Origin of the sequence: Enterobacter sp. KB-280D8 (assembly GCF_041399405.1) — a bacterium.
GTDB lineage: Bacteria > Pseudomonadota > Gammaproteobacteria > Enterobacterales > Enterobacteriaceae > Enterobacter > Enterobacter cloacae_N.
In genome coordinates this window covers 29,624-45,859 of record NZ_JBGKEC010000009.1, presented here as the reverse complement: position 1 = coordinate 45,859, position 16,236 = coordinate 29,624, and the positions used below count along the sequence as shown (strand labels likewise).

Genomic DNA, 16,236 nt, shown 5'->3' with positions numbered 1-16,236 from the left:
CTTAAATTTTTGACAGCAAACGTCGCAAAGACTGTCCGTTTTTCAAGAAACAGACGGAAAAATCGGGAAATGCGGTCAGCGTCACATTGCCCTAAAACCCCGCCCTCACTGGAAATTGTGAACTCCCTCACGTTCATCTTTGCTTCCTTGCCAGCGCGAGATTCGTGCTGTCAGTGACGAGAAGGTGGCCTTTTCTTCCCTTTTTTACACTCAGCACCAATGACTTAAGAAGGGACCTGATCATGACTTTTCGCCATTGTGTAGCTGTCGATTTAGGCGCATCCAGCGGCCGCGTAATGCTCGCCACCTGGGACTGCGGCAAGCGCACACTCACGCTTCGCGAAATGCACCGTTTCGCCAACTGCCTGCAAAAACAGGACGGTTTTGATACCTGGGATATTGATGCCCTGGAAGCGGAGATCCGCACCGGGCTGAACAACGTCTGCAATGACGGCATACGCATCGACAGCATCGGCATTGATACCTGGGGCGTGGACTACGTTCTGCTCGACAGCCACGGCGAACGCATCGGCCTGCCCGTCTCGTATCGAGACAGCCGCACCGACGGGCTGATGGCACAGGCCATAGCCCAGCTTGGCAAACACAACATCTATGGCCGCAGCGGCATTCAGTTTCTGCCGTTTAACACGCTCTATCAGCTGCGCGCGCTGGTTGAGCAGCAGCCGGAGCTGGTCAAAAAGGTGGCGCATGCACTGCTCGTCCCGGACTACTTAAGCTACCGGCTGACCGGCAACATGAACTGGGAATACACCAACGCCACCACCACGCAGCTGGTCAACATCAACACCGATAGCTGGGATGAACACCTGCTGGCCTGGACGGGGGCCTCACCTTCCTGGTTCGGCACGCCGACCCATCCAGGTAATGCGATCGGACAGTGGCTCTGCCCGCAGGGGAACGCCATCCCTGTTGTCGCCGTCGCCAGTCACGATACCGCCAGCGCGGTGATTGCATCCCCGCTGGCCAGCAAAGACGCGGCCTACCTCTCTTCCGGCACCTGGTCGCTGATGGGCTTTGAGAGCAAAACGCCGTACACCAGCGACGCCGCGATGACAGCGAACATCACTAACGAAGGCGGTGCCGAAGGGCGCTACCGCGTGCTGAAGAACATCATGGGACTCTGGCTGCTCCAGCGAATGCTGAAAGAGCAGCATATTTTCGACCTGCCGGCGCTTATCGCCGAAACCGAAAAGCTGCAGGCCTGTACGTTCCTGATCAACCCGAATGACGACCGCTTTATTAACCCGGTGCATATGAGCGCCGAAATCCAGGCCGCCTGTTTCGAGACCGGACAGCCGGTCCCTTCCCGTCCTGCCGAGCTGGCGCGCTGTATTTTTGACAGCCTCGCCCTGCTCTACGCTGATGTTCTGAACGAGCTGGCGAGCCTGCGCGGCAAACCGTTCAGTCAGTTGCATATCGTGGGCGGCGGCTGCCAGAACCAGTTGCTGAACCAGCTCTGCGCCGATGCCTGCGGCATCACCGTGGTGGCGGGTCCGGTGGAGGCCTCGACGCTCGGCAACATCGGTATTCAACTGATGGCCCTGGACGAACTTTCAGACGTCGATGAATTCCGTTCGGTGGTCACCGCGAATACCCGCCTGACTACTTTCATCCCTAATCCCTGCCATGAAATTGCCCGCTACCGGGCGCAGTTTCAGCAAAAACGACTGACTAAGGAGCTTTGCGCATGACCACTCAACTTGAACAAGCCTGGGATCTGGCTAAACAGCGTTTCGCCGCCGTTGGCGTGGATGTCGAAGCAGCGCTGCACCAGCTCGACCGTCTGCCTGTCTCCATGCACTGCTGGCAGGGCGATGACGTCGCTGGCTTCGAGAACCCGGGCGGTTCCCTGACGGGTGGCATTCAGGCGACGGGTAACTACCCGGGTAAAGCGCGCAACGCCACCGAACTGCGTGCAGACCTGGAGCTGGCACTGAGCCTGATCCCGGGGCCAAAACGCCTGAACCTGCACGCGATCTATCTGGAGTCCGACGAGCCGGTGGCGCGTAACGCGATTAAACCGGAACACTTTAAAAACTGGGTGGAATGGGCAAAAGCCAACAGGCTGGGCCTGGACTTCAACCCCTCCTGCTTCTCGCACCCGCTGAGTGCGGACGGTTTTACCCTCTCCCATGCCAACGATGAAATCCGTCAGTTCTGGATCGACCACGTGAAGGCCAGCCGCCGCGTCTCGGCTTATTTTGGTGAACAGCTTGGCACGCCGTCAGTGATGAACATCTGGATCCCGGACGGCATGAAAGACATCACCGTCGACCGCCTGGCCCCGCGTCAGCGTCTGCTGGCCGCGCTGGATGAGGCCATCAGCGAAAAACTGGATCCGGCACACCACATCGATGCGGTGGAGAGCAAGCTGTTCGGCATTGGCGCGGAGAGCTATACCGTCGGCTCGAATGAGTTCTACATGGGTTACGCCACCAGTCGCCAGACCGCGCTGTGCCTGGATGCCGGTCACTTCCACCCGACCGAGGTGATCTCCGACAAAATCTCCGCCGCCATGCTCTTCGTGCCGCGCCTGCTGCTGCACGTCAGCCGTCCGGTGCGCTGGGACAGCGACCACGTGGTGCTGCTGGATGACGAAACCCAGGCGATTGCCAGCGAAATCATCCGTCATGACCTCTTCGACCGCGTGCACATTGGCCTCGACTTCTTTGACGCCTCCATCAACCGCATCGCGGCATGGGTGATCGGCACTCGCAATATGAAGAAAGCCCTGCTGCGCGCGCTGCTGGAGCCAACCGCGGCGCTGAAACAGCTGGAAGCAAACGGCGACTACACCGCGCGCCTGGCGCTGCTGGAAGAGCAAAAATCCCTGCCGTGGCAGGCCGTTTGGGAGATGTACTGCCAGCGTAACGACGTGCCGGCAGGCAGCCAGTGGCTGGAAAACGTGCGGGCGTATGAGAAAGACGTGTTGAGTCAGCGCGGATAGCTGGCCCCTCACCCCTGCCCTCTCCCCAAAGGGGAGAGGGAGCAAACCATCCCCTCGCCCCTTTGGGGAGAGGGTTAGGGTGAGGGGAAACTCTCACCGCGATAACTGGAAAATAAAGACTATGCAGACTATCACCCACTCCTGGTTCGTCCAGGGCATGATCAAAGCCACCTCCGACGCCTGGCTGAAGGGCTGGGACGAGCGCAACGGTGGCAACCTGACGCTGCGCCTGGACGACGCGGATATCGAACCGTTCGCGGCCGATTTCCACCAGAAGCCGCGCTATATAGCGCTGAGTCAGCCGATGCCGCTGCTCGCGAATACACCGTTTATCGTCACCGGCTCCGGCAAGTTCTTCCGCAACGTTCAGCTCGACCCGCAGGCCAACCTCGGCGTGGTGAAAGTGGACAGCGACGGCGCGGGCTACCACATTCTGTGGGGCCTGACCGACGAGGCGGTGCCCACCTCCGAACTGCCGGCGCACTTCCTCTCCCACTGCGAGCGCATCAAGGCGACTAACGGCAAAGACCGCGTGATCATGCACTGCCACGCCACCAACCTGATCGCCCTGACCTACGTGCTGGAAAACAGCGCTGATTTCATCACCCGCAAGCTATGGGAAGGCAGTACCGAGTGTCTGGTGGTCTTCCCGGACGGGGTCGGCATTCTGCCGTGGATGGTGCCGGGTACCGACGAGATCGGCCAGGCGACCGCCAGAGATATGCAAAAACATTCGCTGGTGCTGTGGCCGTTCCACGGTGTCTTTGGCAGCGGTCCAACGCTGGATGAAACCTTCGGTCTGATAGACACCGCCGAGAAATCAGCTGAAGTGCTGGTGAAGGTTTATTCCATGGGCGGTATGAAACAAACCATTACCCGCGAAGAGCTTATTGCGCTAGGCAAGCGCTTCGGCGTGACCCCGCTACGGTCAGCGCTGGAAATATACGCATAAACCCTCGCTGGCCGGACGGTACGGGCGATAGTTAAGGAGAATTATCATGAGCTTTATGTTGGCACTTCCAAAAATCAGCCTGCACGGCGCGAGCGCTATTGGCGACATGGTCAAGCTGATGGCGAACAAAGAGTGGGGCAAAGCGCTGATTGTCACCGATGGCCAGCTGGTGAAGCTGGGTCTGCTGGACAGTCTGTTTACCGCGCTGGATGCGCACCAGATGTCATATCAGCTGTTTGACGCGGTCTTCCCCAACCCAACGGAAACGCTGGTACAGAAGGGATTCGCGGCCTACCGGGAAGCCGCGTGTGATTATCTCATCGCCTTCGGCGGCGGCAGCCCAATTGATACCGCCAAGGCCATTAAAATCCTCACCGCCAATCCGGGTCCGTCCACCGATTATTCCGGCGTCGGCAAGGTGAAAAACCCGGGCGTGCCGCTGGTGGCGATCAACACCACCGCAGGCACGGCGGCGGAGATGACCAGCAACGCGGTGATTATTGACTCCGCACGTCAGGTGAAAGAAGTGATCATCGACCCGAACATCATCCCGGATATCGCCGTGGATGATGCCAGCGTCATGCTGGATATTCCTGCATCCGTCACCGCCGCAACGGGGATGGATGCGTTAACGCACGCCATTGAAGCCTATGTGTCCGTTGGCGCGCACCCGCTAACCGATGCCAACGCGCTGGAAGCGATTCGCCTGATAAGCCTCTGGCTGCCCAAAGCGGTCGACGACGGTCATAACCTGGACGCGCGCGAGCAGATGGCATTTGGTCAGTATCTGGCGGGCATGGCGTTTAACAGCGCTGGTCTCGGCCTCGTGCATGCCCTGGCGCACCAGCCGGGCGCGACGCACAATCTGCCGCACGGCGTTTGCAACGCCATCCTGCTGCCGATCGTCGAAAGCTTTAATCGCCCGAACGCCGTGGCACGGTTTGCTCGCGTGGCGCAGGCGATGGGCGTCGACACGCGCGGCATGAGCGACGAAGCGGCCAGCCTGTCAGCGATTCAGGCGATTCGCGACCTGAGCGCCCGCGTCGGTATTCCGTCCGGCTTCAGCCAGCTTGGCGTCACAGAAGCCGATATCGAAGGCTGGCTGGATAAAGCCCTCGCCGACCCGTGCGCGCCATGCAACCCGCGCACAGCCAGCCGCGATGAGGTTCGCGAGCTATATCTGGAGGCATTATGATCCGTAAAGCCTTTGTCATGCAGGTAAACCCGGACGCGCACGAGGAGTACACGCGTCGCCACAATCCCATCTGGCCCGAGCTGGAAGCGGCACTGAAAGACCACGGCGCGCACCACTATGCCATTTATCTCGACAGAGAACATAGCCTGCTGTTTGCCACCGTAGAGATTGAATCAGAGGAGCGCTGGAACGCGGTCGCGAATACCGACGTCTGCCAGCGCTGGTGGAAACACATGCATGATGTAATGCCGTCGAACCCGGACAACAGCCCGGTGAGTGCGGAGCTTAAAGAGGTCTTTTACCTGGACTGATGTGTTAATGCTGCTGCCCCCGCGGCGGCGGCAATCTCCTGCCTGCTGCTCAGCGTAAACGCCGACACCACCGTGATCGCCAGCACGAAGCAGCCCAGCATCAGATACGTCTCCTGGAAGCCGATCCGGTCATACATATTCCCGGCAAAGGCGGAGAGGAAAATTGCCGCCGACTGTTTGGCAAACTGGAAGCCAATCAGGTAGATAGTGGCCGACAGGCGAGTATCAAACACCCCGGTGATGTACTTGAACGCGCCCACCAGCAGGAACGGCACCTCCAGCGCGTGCAGCATCTTCAGGGCAATCACCTCCACGGCGGTGGTGGCGAACGACGAGCCGATAATGCGCGTCGCCATAATCACCCCGGCGATCAGCAGCGTATTTTTCGCGCCGATGCGGTTAATGATCCACGGCGAGCAGAACATGATGATAGCGTTACAGATTTCTCCGGCAGTGGTAGCAAAACCAAAGGCGCGGGTCCCCTCCTGCGGCGTGGCGAAGAAGGTTTTGAAGAAGGTGGCAAACTGCTGGTCGAAGACGTCATACACACAGGCCACGCCGATCACGTACAGAATGAACATCCACATTCTGCGCTGGCGGAACAGGTTAAAGACGGTTCTGGCGGTGATCTGCGGCTGGTTGGCGCCCAGCGCATTCATCACCTGCGCCGTCTGGTTGGGCTTTGGCTTCGCGACCACCAGCAGCAGCATCAGTAGCAGCGCCGCCGCCGATCCCATCCAGAAGACGTACGACGGATCAATGCCGAACAGGATGCCGCCCGTTGAGGCGCACAGCCCCCAGCCGAGACAGCCAAACATGCGCGCCTTGCCGTATTCAAAGAAGCTGTTGCGGCTCACGCGTTCGATGTAGGCCTCAATCGCCCCCGATCCTGCCGAGAAAACAAAGCCGATATACAGCCCGCCGCTCAGCGCGCCCAGCCAGATATTGGCTTTCAGCAGCGGCGCGAAGACGTACAGGAAGAACGGTGCGAACAGAAACAGCAGCACCGAAATGATCCACAGCAGGTGTTTTTTCAGCCCCAGCTTGTCTGAAATCACCCCCAGCACCGGCTGGAAAGCGATGGCGGACAGCGAGATACAGGAGAAAACAATCCCGGTATGGGTTTTGTTCAGGCCGATGATGTCCGACAGCCAAATCGGCAGGAACGGAAAGCAGGTGGCCATGATGAAGAAGTAGAGAAAGAAGAACAGCCCGAAGATCCAGAAGTTAGGGTTGCCTTTGTGGGTACAGGTTGTTGCGTTCATTATTTTTATCCTCAACGGAGGGCCGGCTGCCCGGCCCGTCACCCTTACACGCGTTCCACGCCAATCAGAATGGCGGTTTCCGGATCCAGAATCGGCAGCGTAATGCCCGCCTGCATCAGCCATTCACCGTTCACCGTTTGCGGCGCGGCCATCCACGCCGGCAGCCTGCGCATGGTGTGCCCACCCTTACCCGTAATCTGAATATTCGGATGATCGAGCAGCGTGATGCGGTACCGGGCTCGGGCGTCCAGCCCCGGCATGCGCAGCGGCATCATCAGGGTGTAATCCGGCATCGCCAGCTGGCTAACCATAAACAGCCCTTGGGTCTTGTCTTCGCTCACTATACCCTGCGCCAGCGTGGTGGCGTCCGGCATATCGATGCGCCACTGGGTACCATGATGGATCACCTCTCGCCACTGCTTGTGTAGTGCGGCGTAATGGCGATAGCCTTCGCGCTCCTGCGCGTCCACGGTGAGCGGATCCAGTTCCAGTCCCATATGGCCAAACAGCGCCGTCAGCCCGCGGAAAGCGATGCTGTGCTGGCGAAAGGTGGCGTGGCATTTATGATGACCGATATGCGCGCCCATCACTTCCGGCGGAAAGAAGTAGCTCATGCCGCGCTGGATGGTGTTGCGCTCCAGCGCGTCGTTGTTATCAGACGCCCAGAAACGGTGGCAGCGGGTCAGCACCTCGTAATCAATACGCCCGCCGCCGGAGGAGCAGGATTCAAACTCGATGTGCGGGAAGCGCTCGCCCAGCACGTCCAGCAGGCGGTAAAACTGGCGGGTCTGGGCATCGGCGGCCGCTTTGCCACTGTGGCCCGGCTGCACCAGCTCGCGGTTCATGTCCCACTTAACGTAGTCGACCGCATGTTCGCCCAGCAGCCAGCTCATGCGTTCCACCAGGTAATCAAAGGCCTCCGGGATGTTGAGATTGAGCACCAGCTGGTGTCGTCCGGTCACCTGGGGATAGCCCGGCAGCGCCAGTACCCAGTCAGGGTGCGCGCGGTAGAGGTCAGAATCGGGGTTGATCATCTCCGGCTCAACCCAGATGCCAAACTCCATCCCGAGCCGTTTGACGTGGTCGATCACCGGCGTCAGGCCTTTCGGGTATTTTTTCTCGTCCAGATACCAGTCACCCAGCGCCGCGTGGTCGTCGTTGCGGCCCTTGAACCAGCCGTCATCGATGATAAAGCGCTCCACGCCCAGCGCGGCGGCCTCGTCCGCCATGCGCATGATGTAGTCCGGGTCGTGGTTGAAGTAGATCCCCTCCCAGGTATTGAGATGCACCGGGCGCGGTTTGTTTTCCGGGAAGCGGATAATGTTGTCACGCAGGTAGCGGTGGAACTGCTGGCTCATACCGTTCAGGCCACGCGGGGAGTAGCTGGCATACAGGCGCGGCGTCCAGAGCGTTTCGCCTTCATCAATCGCCATTTCACCCGGCAGGTAGAGCGCTTCGGCCTGCAGATAGCGGCGACCGTCGGTTTTCGCTTCCGCGCGCAGGCGGTGGTTGCCGCTCCAGCCCAGATGCGCGCCCCAGACGTCACCCTGCATTTCGCTGAACGACGGCGTACCGGCAATCAGCGCCGGGAAGTGTTCGTGGGAGGTTTTACCCCGGCGGTTTTCAATCACAAAGCTGTCGTGATCGAGCTTTACGCGGTGCGGCTGAAATTCTCTGATCCAGCGTCCGTGGAAGGCCATCACCTCCCGGGCGCGCTCGGCCACCGGTAGCGTAACGGCGAAGCGCTCCACCTGCCACGCCTGCGATTTCAGGTTGGTTAAGCCGTGGCGCACTACCAGCACGCCGCTGGCATCCAGCGCCAGTTCGCTGGTCAGGCGCAGGCCCGCATGTTCATCTTCCGCCGTTACCGTCAGGGTTTGCGCCTGCTGCTGTACGTCGGTGGTGCTGAATACCGGGGAACCGTCCAGCCCCTGCCGGTGCCCCTCAATGCCGGGTGAGCCAAACAGACCGTGCCCCAGCTCGGCCATCAGCGTAACCGGGGAGTCCACGTCCAGCCTGCCGTTGGCAACGGGGCGTACGAGCGTCGGAGCATCCTGCGGTGAAAAGTGGTGAAGATGTGGCCCCCAGTAAAGAATTTCGGCAAACGGGCGCGTTTTTATCACCACGTCTACCGTGCTGCTTTCAAGTCGAAATATGGCATCTTGCATAAGACATCTCCTGTCATCGGGATGTCTTGAGTGTTGATCCGAAACGTTTCGGATACAAACCAAAACGTTTCGGATCTGTGATCGGGTTTGGAATTTCGCGCGGTTTAGGCCGTCTGGCCCGGGGAGAATTCCGGCTGCCAGAGCACCTGAAGCTGCTCGATATCGCCGCCGTTAATCAGCTGACGCACCATATCGGCTATCTGTTTGCCGACGCCCTGGCGGGTGGACTGGATCACCGCCGCCACGTCGATATCGACGATGCTATCCTGAGGCAGGCCGTCATAGACCACCAGCGAGACGGCGTTGTCGCCGGATAAACGCCCCAGCTGCGCCAGCGCCATCGCCGCGCCGTCGCCGTGAGTGTTGCAGTCGGTGATGATGGCCGTGGGCGGCTGCGGCAGGGCGAGAAGCTCTTTTGTGGTGGCATACCCGACACGACGCGACGGGGGCATGGCGCGCAGCCACTCGCTGGAAAGCCCGGCCTCACGCAGTGCGTCCAGATAGCCCTGACGGCGCTGGGTAATGAACGCCTGATTATTACTCTCCCCCAGCAAGGCAATACGCTGATGTCCTTTTTCGATCAGCCAGCGGGTGGCCCTGTACGTACCGGCGTGATTGTCAAAATCAAACCACGCGTACGGCTGCGGGAGGTGGCTGCGCCCAAGCGCCAGGAAAGGAAAACCGGCGGCCTGAAGCTGCTCAAGACGCGGATCGTGATCCAGCGTATGCGCCACGATCAGCGCGTCGACGCGGCGGCTTTGTACCATGCGCATGTAGCTGTGCTTATTCGCCAGATCGTCGTCGGCGATGAGCAATAGGTCGATCTCATGTCGCGCCAGTTCGTGGCTAATTTCGCCGACCATGTCCATAAATACGCTGTTATTGAGCGGAACGGGATGAACCGGAAACACCAGCCCGACGGCGTCAATTTTGCCCATCTTCAGGCGGCGGGCGAAGGTATTGGGCCGGTAGCCACGGCGCTGGGCCTCCGCTTCCACGCGGGCGCGCGTCTCGGCGGAGACGTCGTCATATCCGTTGAGGGCGCGGCTGACGGTGGTGACAGACAGCCCCAGTTCTTTGGCAATGGCTTTAAGCGACATGAGTTTCCGTATCTCTGTTAGTTCTGTTCCGCCACCAGCAGCGCGTGCGTATCCGGCTCCAGCGCCTTAAAGATATGCGGCTGGTCAGCGGGGTAACAAATGTAATCCCCGGCGGCGAGTTCTTCCGCCGCGTCGATCAGGCCGACCAGGGCCCGCCCCTGCATCACAATAATATGCTCTACTGAGCCAGGAGGGTGCGGCTGAGAAATACGATCGGCACCCGGCTGGGTCATAAGAAGATAGACATCCCGACGCGCGCCAGGTGGACATGCGGCGAGCAAAATGGCTTCATAATTTGCCTGCCCGGCCACCACTTTCGTGCCTTCACCACGGCGGATCACCTGCGTGGTCGGCTGCTGCGGCTCCAGCAAGCGGGCAAAAGGAATATCCAGCGCCACGCACAGTGACCACAGCGTTTCCAGGCTCGGGTTACCGTTGCCGGATTCCAGCTGGGAAAGCGTGGATTTAGCGATCCCGGCACGGCGGGCAATTTCCGCCAGCGAAAGCCCGGTTCGCAGGCGTTCTCGCACAAGGCTTTTGGCAATCACGCTGATTGGCTGCGTCATAAAAACGGCCTCTGCTTATCTATAACGAACGAATCGTTCGTCTTGTAAAACGGTTTTGATGCGTTCATTATAATGGAAATACGTTCGATATGGCTAAAATGGTATGAAGAATCCTCTCTCTTGCCTGAAAGGCGACACGATAAAAGCAATCATCCTGGTTTGCCTCGCGGTTGGGGTCGTTGGGATGTCCTACGGCTCGCTGGCGATGGCCTACGGTTTCCCGCTCTGGGTGCCGTTTGTCCTCTCCCTCACCGTGCTGGCGGGTGCATCGGAGTTTATGTTTATCGGCATTGTGGCAAGCGGCGGCAATCCGCTGGCGGCAGCGGCCGCCGGTTTGCTGGTTAACGCGCGCCACGTGCCGTTTGGCGTGACGGTGCGTGAACTGGTGGGTAAACGGGGTTTGAGCTATCTCGGCTGTCACATCATGAACGATGAAAGCGTGGTTTTTGGCCTGTCGCAAAAAACGCCCGAGCAGCGTAAGGCAGCCTACTGGCTATGCGGCTTAGGCGTGGCGATTATCTGGCCGGTGGGCGCCCTGCTGGGTGCCATGGTCGGCAAACTGCTGCCGGCCCCGGAAACCATCGGGCTGGATGCGGTATTTCCGGCGATTTTACTGGCGTTAGTGGTACCCGCGTTTAAAAACCGTACCACGCTGATCCGCGCCTGCAGCGGTGCCGCATTATCACTGGCTGCCGTGCCGTTTGCCCCGGTGGGCTTACCGGTTCTGCTCTCGTTACTCGGTCTCGCTGCGAGGAAAAAATAATGGGAAACATGACGTTTTTTATTCTTGGCATCGCCATTTTGTCTGCGGGCACGTATTTAATGCGGCTTGGCGGGGCAAAGCTGGGCAACCGGCTGGCGCTCTCTGAACGGTCTCAGGCGCTGCTTTCGGACGCGGCAACGGTATTGCTGTTTTCCGTCGCGCTGGCGACCACGTTTTACGAAGGAGAACATTTCGCCGGGATGGCGCGCGTGCTGGGCGTGGTGTTTGCGGTGTTTCTCGCCTGGCGCAAAATGCCGTTAATTGTGGTGATCGTAGCGGCGGCAGTGGTGACCGCGCTGCTGCGCGTGGCGGGCATAAACTAAAAAAGCGCCCCGGGGGCGCTCTTTCGACGGTGTGACAGCTTATTTAGTCAGTTCAGCAGTCATGTGTACGCGGTTACCTGAGAACGCCTGGGTAATTTTGTAGGATGACGCGCCGGCTTCCTGAGCCTGAGCCGCGATTTTCGCTTCTGCGCCGTCAATGGTTGACGCGGTTGCGGTCACGGTCTGTGTAGCGAAAGAACCGAAAGAAGTAGCCAGAGCGATTACAGCGACAAAAGTTTTGATGCTTTTCATAATAGAAACCCTTTCATTAAGTTGTTTAGGTAAGGCACCGTGCCTTGATGAGATAATACTAGACCTCATCACGAACAACTAAAAGCGGAAGGATTTGCTATTATCATTCAAAATTACTGATCAACTATTAACCGCTGCGGATGGGTATAAATCGTCGCCCTCCCCGGCTTGCAGAAGCCTACCAGCGTCAGGTTGCAGCGCTCCGCGACATCCACCGCCAGCGTGGTTGCCGCCGACACCGCAAACAGGATCTCCACGCCGCACATGGCGGACTTCTGCACCATCTCATAGCTGGCGCGGCTCGAAACGAGCGCGGCCCCCTGCTGCCAGACATCGCTTTCCCGCGCACGACGGCCTAATAGTTTGTCCAGCGCGACGTGTCGACCCACGTCTTCATGCCCTCCGGCAATATCCCCCGACGGCAGCACCCACGCCGCCGCGTGCGTACAGCCGCTCAGCTGGCCGATGGGCTGTACATCGTTGAGGTGCTCAAGCGCACGGTCGAGATGCGCCAGATTAAAGGTCTGGGTAAACGGCAGTGGCACAACGGGCTTGCCAATATCATTGAGCTGCTCAACGCCACACACGCCGCAGCCGGTACGCCCGGCCAGCGCGCGGCGGCGCTCTTTCAGCCCCATAAAGCGGCGGCTGGAAAGTTCGATTTGCACTTCAAGACCGTTGCAGGCCTGCACCACGTCCATGCCGTAGATCTCCTGCGGGTGCGCAATGATGCCTTCCGAGAGGGAAAAACCGATGGCGAACAGTTCGAGATCTTTCGGCGAAGCCATCATCACCACATGCGAAATACCGTTGTAAACGAGGGCAACGGGCACTTCTTCTGCCAGAAAATCCGGCGTGGCATGGGTAATGTGGGGCGGTCTGCGTACCGACAGTTCCACAATGCCCGCAGGCAATGGCGATGAACGGGTAGCACGGTTTTGTTTAGACACAGCGGTATTCCTGAACAACCACGGAAGTAAGCCTGCTATTGCAGCATAAACCACAGGCCTTACGCATAGTATGGATCAACTTTTCGACACTCATTCTCCTACTCATTAAGAAGGGGCGCAACCCGGCCCCTGCTACACCCCTTTAACATGCAGAGCTTGTAGTGTGATCAGTATCACACTTTATAATCAACACAGTGATAATACGTTCACTTTGTATTAACGCCGTTAGAACAGGTATACCGACATTGTGGTATTCTGATGATATCCCTCGGAGAAATGAGGGATTAACGCAAATTTTTCTCCTTTGCGGTCAATTCTCAACCGCGAAGTTAAAACTACATATATAAGCAATGTCGAACAAGGAGTGACCCATGCAGGTCAGCAGAAGGCAGTTCTTTAAGATCTGCGCTGGCGGTATGGCAGGCACCACGGCAGCGGCACTGGGCTTTGCGCCTGGCGTAGCGCTGGCGGAAACGCGGCAGTACAAACTGCTGCGCACCCGCGAAACCCGTAACACCTGTACGTACTGCTCCGTCGGCTGTGGGCTGTTGATGTATAGCCTCGGCGACGGTGCTAAAAACGCCAAAGCGTCTATTTTCCATATCGAAGGCGACCCGGATCATCCGGTCAACCGCGGCGCATTGTGCCCGAAAGGGGCCGGTCTGGTGGACTTTATCCACTCCGAAAGCCGCCTGAAATTCCCGGAATACCGCGCGCCTGGTTCCGACAAATGGCAGCAAATCAGCTGGGAAGAGGCGTTCGACCGCATCGCAAAACATATCAAAGAAGACCGCGATGCCAACTTTATTGAGAAGAACGCCGACGGCGTCACGGTTAACCGCTGGCTCTCCACCGGGATGCTGTGTGCTTCTGCCTCCAGTAACGAAACCGGTTATTTAACCCAGAAATTTACGCGCGCACTCGGTATGCTCGCGGTCGACAACCAGGCGCGTGTCTGACACGGACCAACGGTAGCAAGTCTTGCTCCAACATTTGGTCGCGGTGCGATGACCAACCACTGGGTCGACATCAAGAACGCCAACCTCATTGTGGTGATGGGCGGTAACGCCGCTGAAGCGCACCCTGTTGGGTTCCGCTGGGCGATGGAAGCCAAAATCCACAACGGTGCGAAACTGATTGTGATCGATCCCCGCTTTACGCGTACTGCGTCAGTGGCGGATTTCTACACCCCTATTCGTTCAGGTACTGACATCACTTTCCTGTCAGGCGTATTGCTGTACCTGATGACCAACGAAAAATATAACCGCGAATACACCGAAGCCTATACCAACGCCAGCCTGATCGTGCGTGAGGATTACCACTTCGAAGATGGCCTGTTCAGCGGTTACGACGCCGAAAAACGCAAATACGACAAAACCAGCTGGAACTACGAGCTGGATGAGAAAGGCTTTGCGAAGCGCGACACCACCCTGCAACACCCGCGCTGCGTGTGGAACCTGCTGAAAGAGCACGTTTCCCGCTATACGCCGGAAGTTGTTGAAAACATCTGCGGTACGCCGAAGGCGGACTTCCTGAAGGTGTGCGAGCTGATCGCCGAAACCAGCGCGAAGGACAAAACCGCGTCGTTCCTGTACGCCCTCGGCTGGACGCAGCACTCCATCGGCGCGCAGAACATCCGTACCATGGCGATGGTTCAGCTGCTGCTCGGCAACATGGGGATGGCAGGCGGCGGCGTGAACGCCCTGCGCGGTCACTCCAACATTCAGGGTCTGACCGACCTCGGCCTGCTGTCTCAAAGCCTGCCGGGTTACATGAACCTGCCAAGCGAGAAACAGACCGACCTGCAGACCTACCTGACGGCCAGCACGCCAAAACCGCTGCTCGAAGGCCAGGTGAACTACTGGGGCAACTATCCGAAGTTCTTCGTCTCGATGATGAAAGCCTTCTTCGGCGACAAAGCGACGGCGGAAAACAGCTGGGGCTTTGACTGGCTGCCTAAGTGGGACAAAGGCTACGACGTTCTGCAGTATTTCGAGATGATGCACCAGGGCAAAGTGAACGGCTATCTGTGCCAGGGCTTTAACCCGGTTGCCTCGTTCCCGAACAAGAACAAGGTTGTTGAGTCTCTGTCGAAGCTGAAGTTCCTGGTGACGATTGACCCGCTCAATACCGAGACCTCAACCTTCTGGCAGAACCACGGTGAATCGAACGACGTCGATCCATCAAAGATTCAGACCGAAGTGTTCCGTCTGCCGTCTACCTGCTTCGCGGAAGAGAACGGTTCTATCGTCAACTCAGGCCGCTGGCTGCAGTGGCACTGGAAAGGCGCGGACGCCCCGGGCATCGCCATGAACGACGGCGAGATCCTGGCCGGTATCTTCTTACGCCTGCGTAAGATGTATGCGGAAGAAGGCGGCGCGAACCCGGAACCAGTGCTCAACATGACCTGGAACTACTCGACGCCGGAAAACCCTGCGCCGGAAGAAGTGGCGATGGAAAGCAACGGTAAGGCGCTGGCGGACGTTATCGACCCGGCCACCGGTACCGTGCTGGCGAAGAAAGGCGATCAGCTCAGCACCTTCGCGCACCTGCGCGATGACGGCACCACGTCAAGCGGCTGCTGGATCTTCGCCGGTAGCTGGACGCCGAAGGGCAACCAGATGGCCAACCGCGATAACGCCGACCCGTCGGGCCTCGGCAATACGCTAGGCTGGGCATGGGCGTGGCCGCTCAACCGCCGTATCCTCTATAACCGCGCATCCGCTGACCCGCAGGGCAACCCGTGGGATCCGAAGCGTCAGCTCCTGAAGTGGGACGGCGCGAAATGGGGCGGCGTGGATATTCCGGACTACAGCACCGCCGCACCGGGTAGTGACGTTGGGCCGTTTATCATGCAGCCTGAAGGGATGGGACGCCTGTTTGCTATCGATAAGATGGCGGAAGGTCCGTTCCCGGAACACTACGAGCCGTTTGAGACGCCGCTGGGCACCAACCCGCTGCACCCGAACGTGGTTTCTAACCCGGCAGCCCGTATCTTCAAGAGCGATTTTGAAGCGCTGGGTAAAAAGGACAAGTTCCCGTACGTGGGCACTACCTACCGTCTGACCGAGCACTTCCACTACTGGACCAAGCACGCGCTGCTCAACGCCATCGCGCAGCCGGAACAGTTTGTGGAGATCGGCGAGAAGCTGGCGAACAAGCTCGGCATCGCCCATGGCGATACCGTGAAGGTCTCCTCTAACCGTGGCTATATCAAAGCCAAGGCGGTGGTGACCAAGCGTATTCGCACGCTGAACGTTCACGGTCAGCAGGTGGATACCATCGGCATCCCAATTCACTGGGGCTATGAGGGCGTGGCGAAGAAAGGGTTCATTGCGAACACCCTGACGCCATTCGTCGGCGATGCGAACACGCAGACGCCGGAGTTTAAGGCCTTCCTCGTGAACGTGGAAAAGGTGTAAC

General features: G+C 58.8%; 14 protein-coding genes. 8 read left to right on the top strand and 6 right to left on the bottom strand.

Features of this window, described 5'->3' with window-relative positions; translation table 11 throughout:
• Nucleotides 1-242: 242 nt before the first annotated feature.
• The 5 genes from rhaB to rhaM all read left to right on the top strand — a co-directional run bounded on the left by rhaB (nt 243) and on the right by rhaM (nt 5,426).
• Nucleotides 243-1,712, top strand: coding sequence for a rhamnulokinase (rhaB, locus tag AB8818_RS19235; protein WP_192984594.1), 1,470 nt, complete (start codon nt 243-245; stop codon nt 1,710-1,712).
• The gene (gene rhaA, locus AB8818_RS19230; protein ID WP_116343760.1) at nt 1,709-2,968 is read left to right on the top strand and encodes an L-rhamnose isomerase; all 1,260 of its coding nucleotides are present in this window, start codon (nt 1,709-1,711) and stop codon (nt 2,966-2,968) included. Before rhaB ends, rhaA begins: the two co-directional genes overlap by 4 nt.
• A gap of 121 nt (nt 2,969-3,089) precedes the next feature.
• Entirely contained in the window at nt 3,090-3,920 is an 831-nt protein-coding gene (gene rhaD, locus AB8818_RS19225) for a rhamnulose-1-phosphate aldolase (RefSeq protein ID WP_163331005.1), read from the top strand.
• A 46-nt stretch (nt 3,921-3,966) separates the two neighbouring features.
• A complete protein-coding gene (gene fucO / locus AB8818_RS19220) occupies nt 3,967-5,115 on the top strand; it encodes a lactaldehyde reductase (protein ID WP_192984596.1) in 1,149 nt (382 codons plus the stop codon).
• The gene (gene rhaM / locus AB8818_RS19215) at nt 5,112-5,426 is read left to right on the top strand and encodes an L-rhamnose mutarotase (protein WP_116343757.1); all 315 of its coding nucleotides are present in this window, start codon (nt 5,112-5,114) and stop codon (nt 5,424-5,426) included. Before fucO ends, rhaM begins: the two co-directional genes overlap by 4 nt.
• Here the strand turns inward: rhaM and AB8818_RS19210 are convergent.
• The 4 genes from AB8818_RS19210 to AB8818_RS19195 form a co-directional block, all read right to left on the bottom strand.
• A complete protein-coding gene (locus tag AB8818_RS19210; protein WP_192984599.1) occupies nt 5,414-6,691 on the bottom strand; it encodes an MFS transporter in 1,278 nt (425 codons plus the stop codon). The two genes, rhaM and AB8818_RS19210, sit on opposite strands and share 13 nt — an antisense overlap.
• Nucleotides 6,692-6,735: 44 nt before the next feature.
• A complete protein-coding gene (locus tag AB8818_RS19205) occupies nt 6,736-8,859 on the bottom strand; it encodes an alpha-galactosidase (RefSeq protein WP_192984602.1) in 2,124 nt (707 codons plus the stop codon).
• A 104-nt stretch (nt 8,860-8,963) separates the two neighbouring features.
• The gene (locus tag AB8818_RS19200; protein WP_192984605.1) at nt 8,964-9,959 is read right to left on the bottom strand and encodes a LacI family DNA-binding transcriptional regulator; all 996 of its coding nucleotides are present in this window, start codon (nt 9,957-9,959) and stop codon (nt 8,964-8,966) included.
• Between the two features lie 17 nt (nt 9,960-9,976).
• Entirely contained in the window at nt 9,977-10,525 is a 549-nt protein-coding gene (locus tag AB8818_RS19195) for a helix-turn-helix domain-containing protein (RefSeq protein ID WP_116343753.1), read from the bottom strand.
• Nucleotides 10,526-10,628: 103 nt separating this feature from the next.
• Between AB8818_RS19195 and AB8818_RS19190 the strand changes: the two genes are divergently transcribed.
• On the top strand, nt 10,629-11,288 hold the full coding sequence (locus AB8818_RS19190) for an AzlC family ABC transporter permease (RefSeq protein WP_116343752.1): 660 nt from the start codon (nt 10,629-10,631) through the stop codon (nt 11,286-11,288).
• Entirely contained in the window at nt 11,288-11,611 is a 324-nt protein-coding gene (locus AB8818_RS19185) for an AzlD domain-containing protein (protein ID WP_192984607.1), read from the top strand. The genes AB8818_RS19190 and AB8818_RS19185 overlap by 1 nt, the downstream gene beginning before the upstream one ends.
• A 39-nt stretch (nt 11,612-11,650) precedes the next feature.
• Here the strand turns inward: AB8818_RS19185 and AB8818_RS19180 are convergent, their stop codons facing one another.
• Nucleotides 11,651-11,863 carry a DUF1471 domain-containing protein gene (locus AB8818_RS19180; protein ID WP_192984610.1) on the bottom strand — a complete coding sequence of 71 codons (213 nt, stop codon included), beginning with the start codon at nt 11,861-11,863 and terminating at the stop codon, nt 11,651-11,653.
• A 113-nt stretch (nt 11,864-11,976) separates the two neighbouring features.
• The gene (gene fdhD, locus AB8818_RS19175; RefSeq protein WP_192984612.1) at nt 11,977-12,813 is read right to left on the bottom strand and encodes a formate dehydrogenase accessory sulfurtransferase FdhD; all 837 of its coding nucleotides are present in this window, start codon (nt 12,811-12,813) and stop codon (nt 11,977-11,979) included.
• Between the two features lie 371 nt (nt 12,814-13,184).
• Here fdhD and fdnG point away from each other — a divergent pair, with 371 nt between their 5' ends.
• On the top strand, nt 13,185-16,235 hold the full coding sequence (fdnG, locus tag AB8818_RS19170; protein ID WP_166712631.1) for a formate dehydrogenase-N subunit alpha: 3,051 nt from the start codon (nt 13,185-13,187) through the stop codon (nt 16,233-16,235).
• Nucleotide 16,236: the final 1 nt, after the last annotated feature.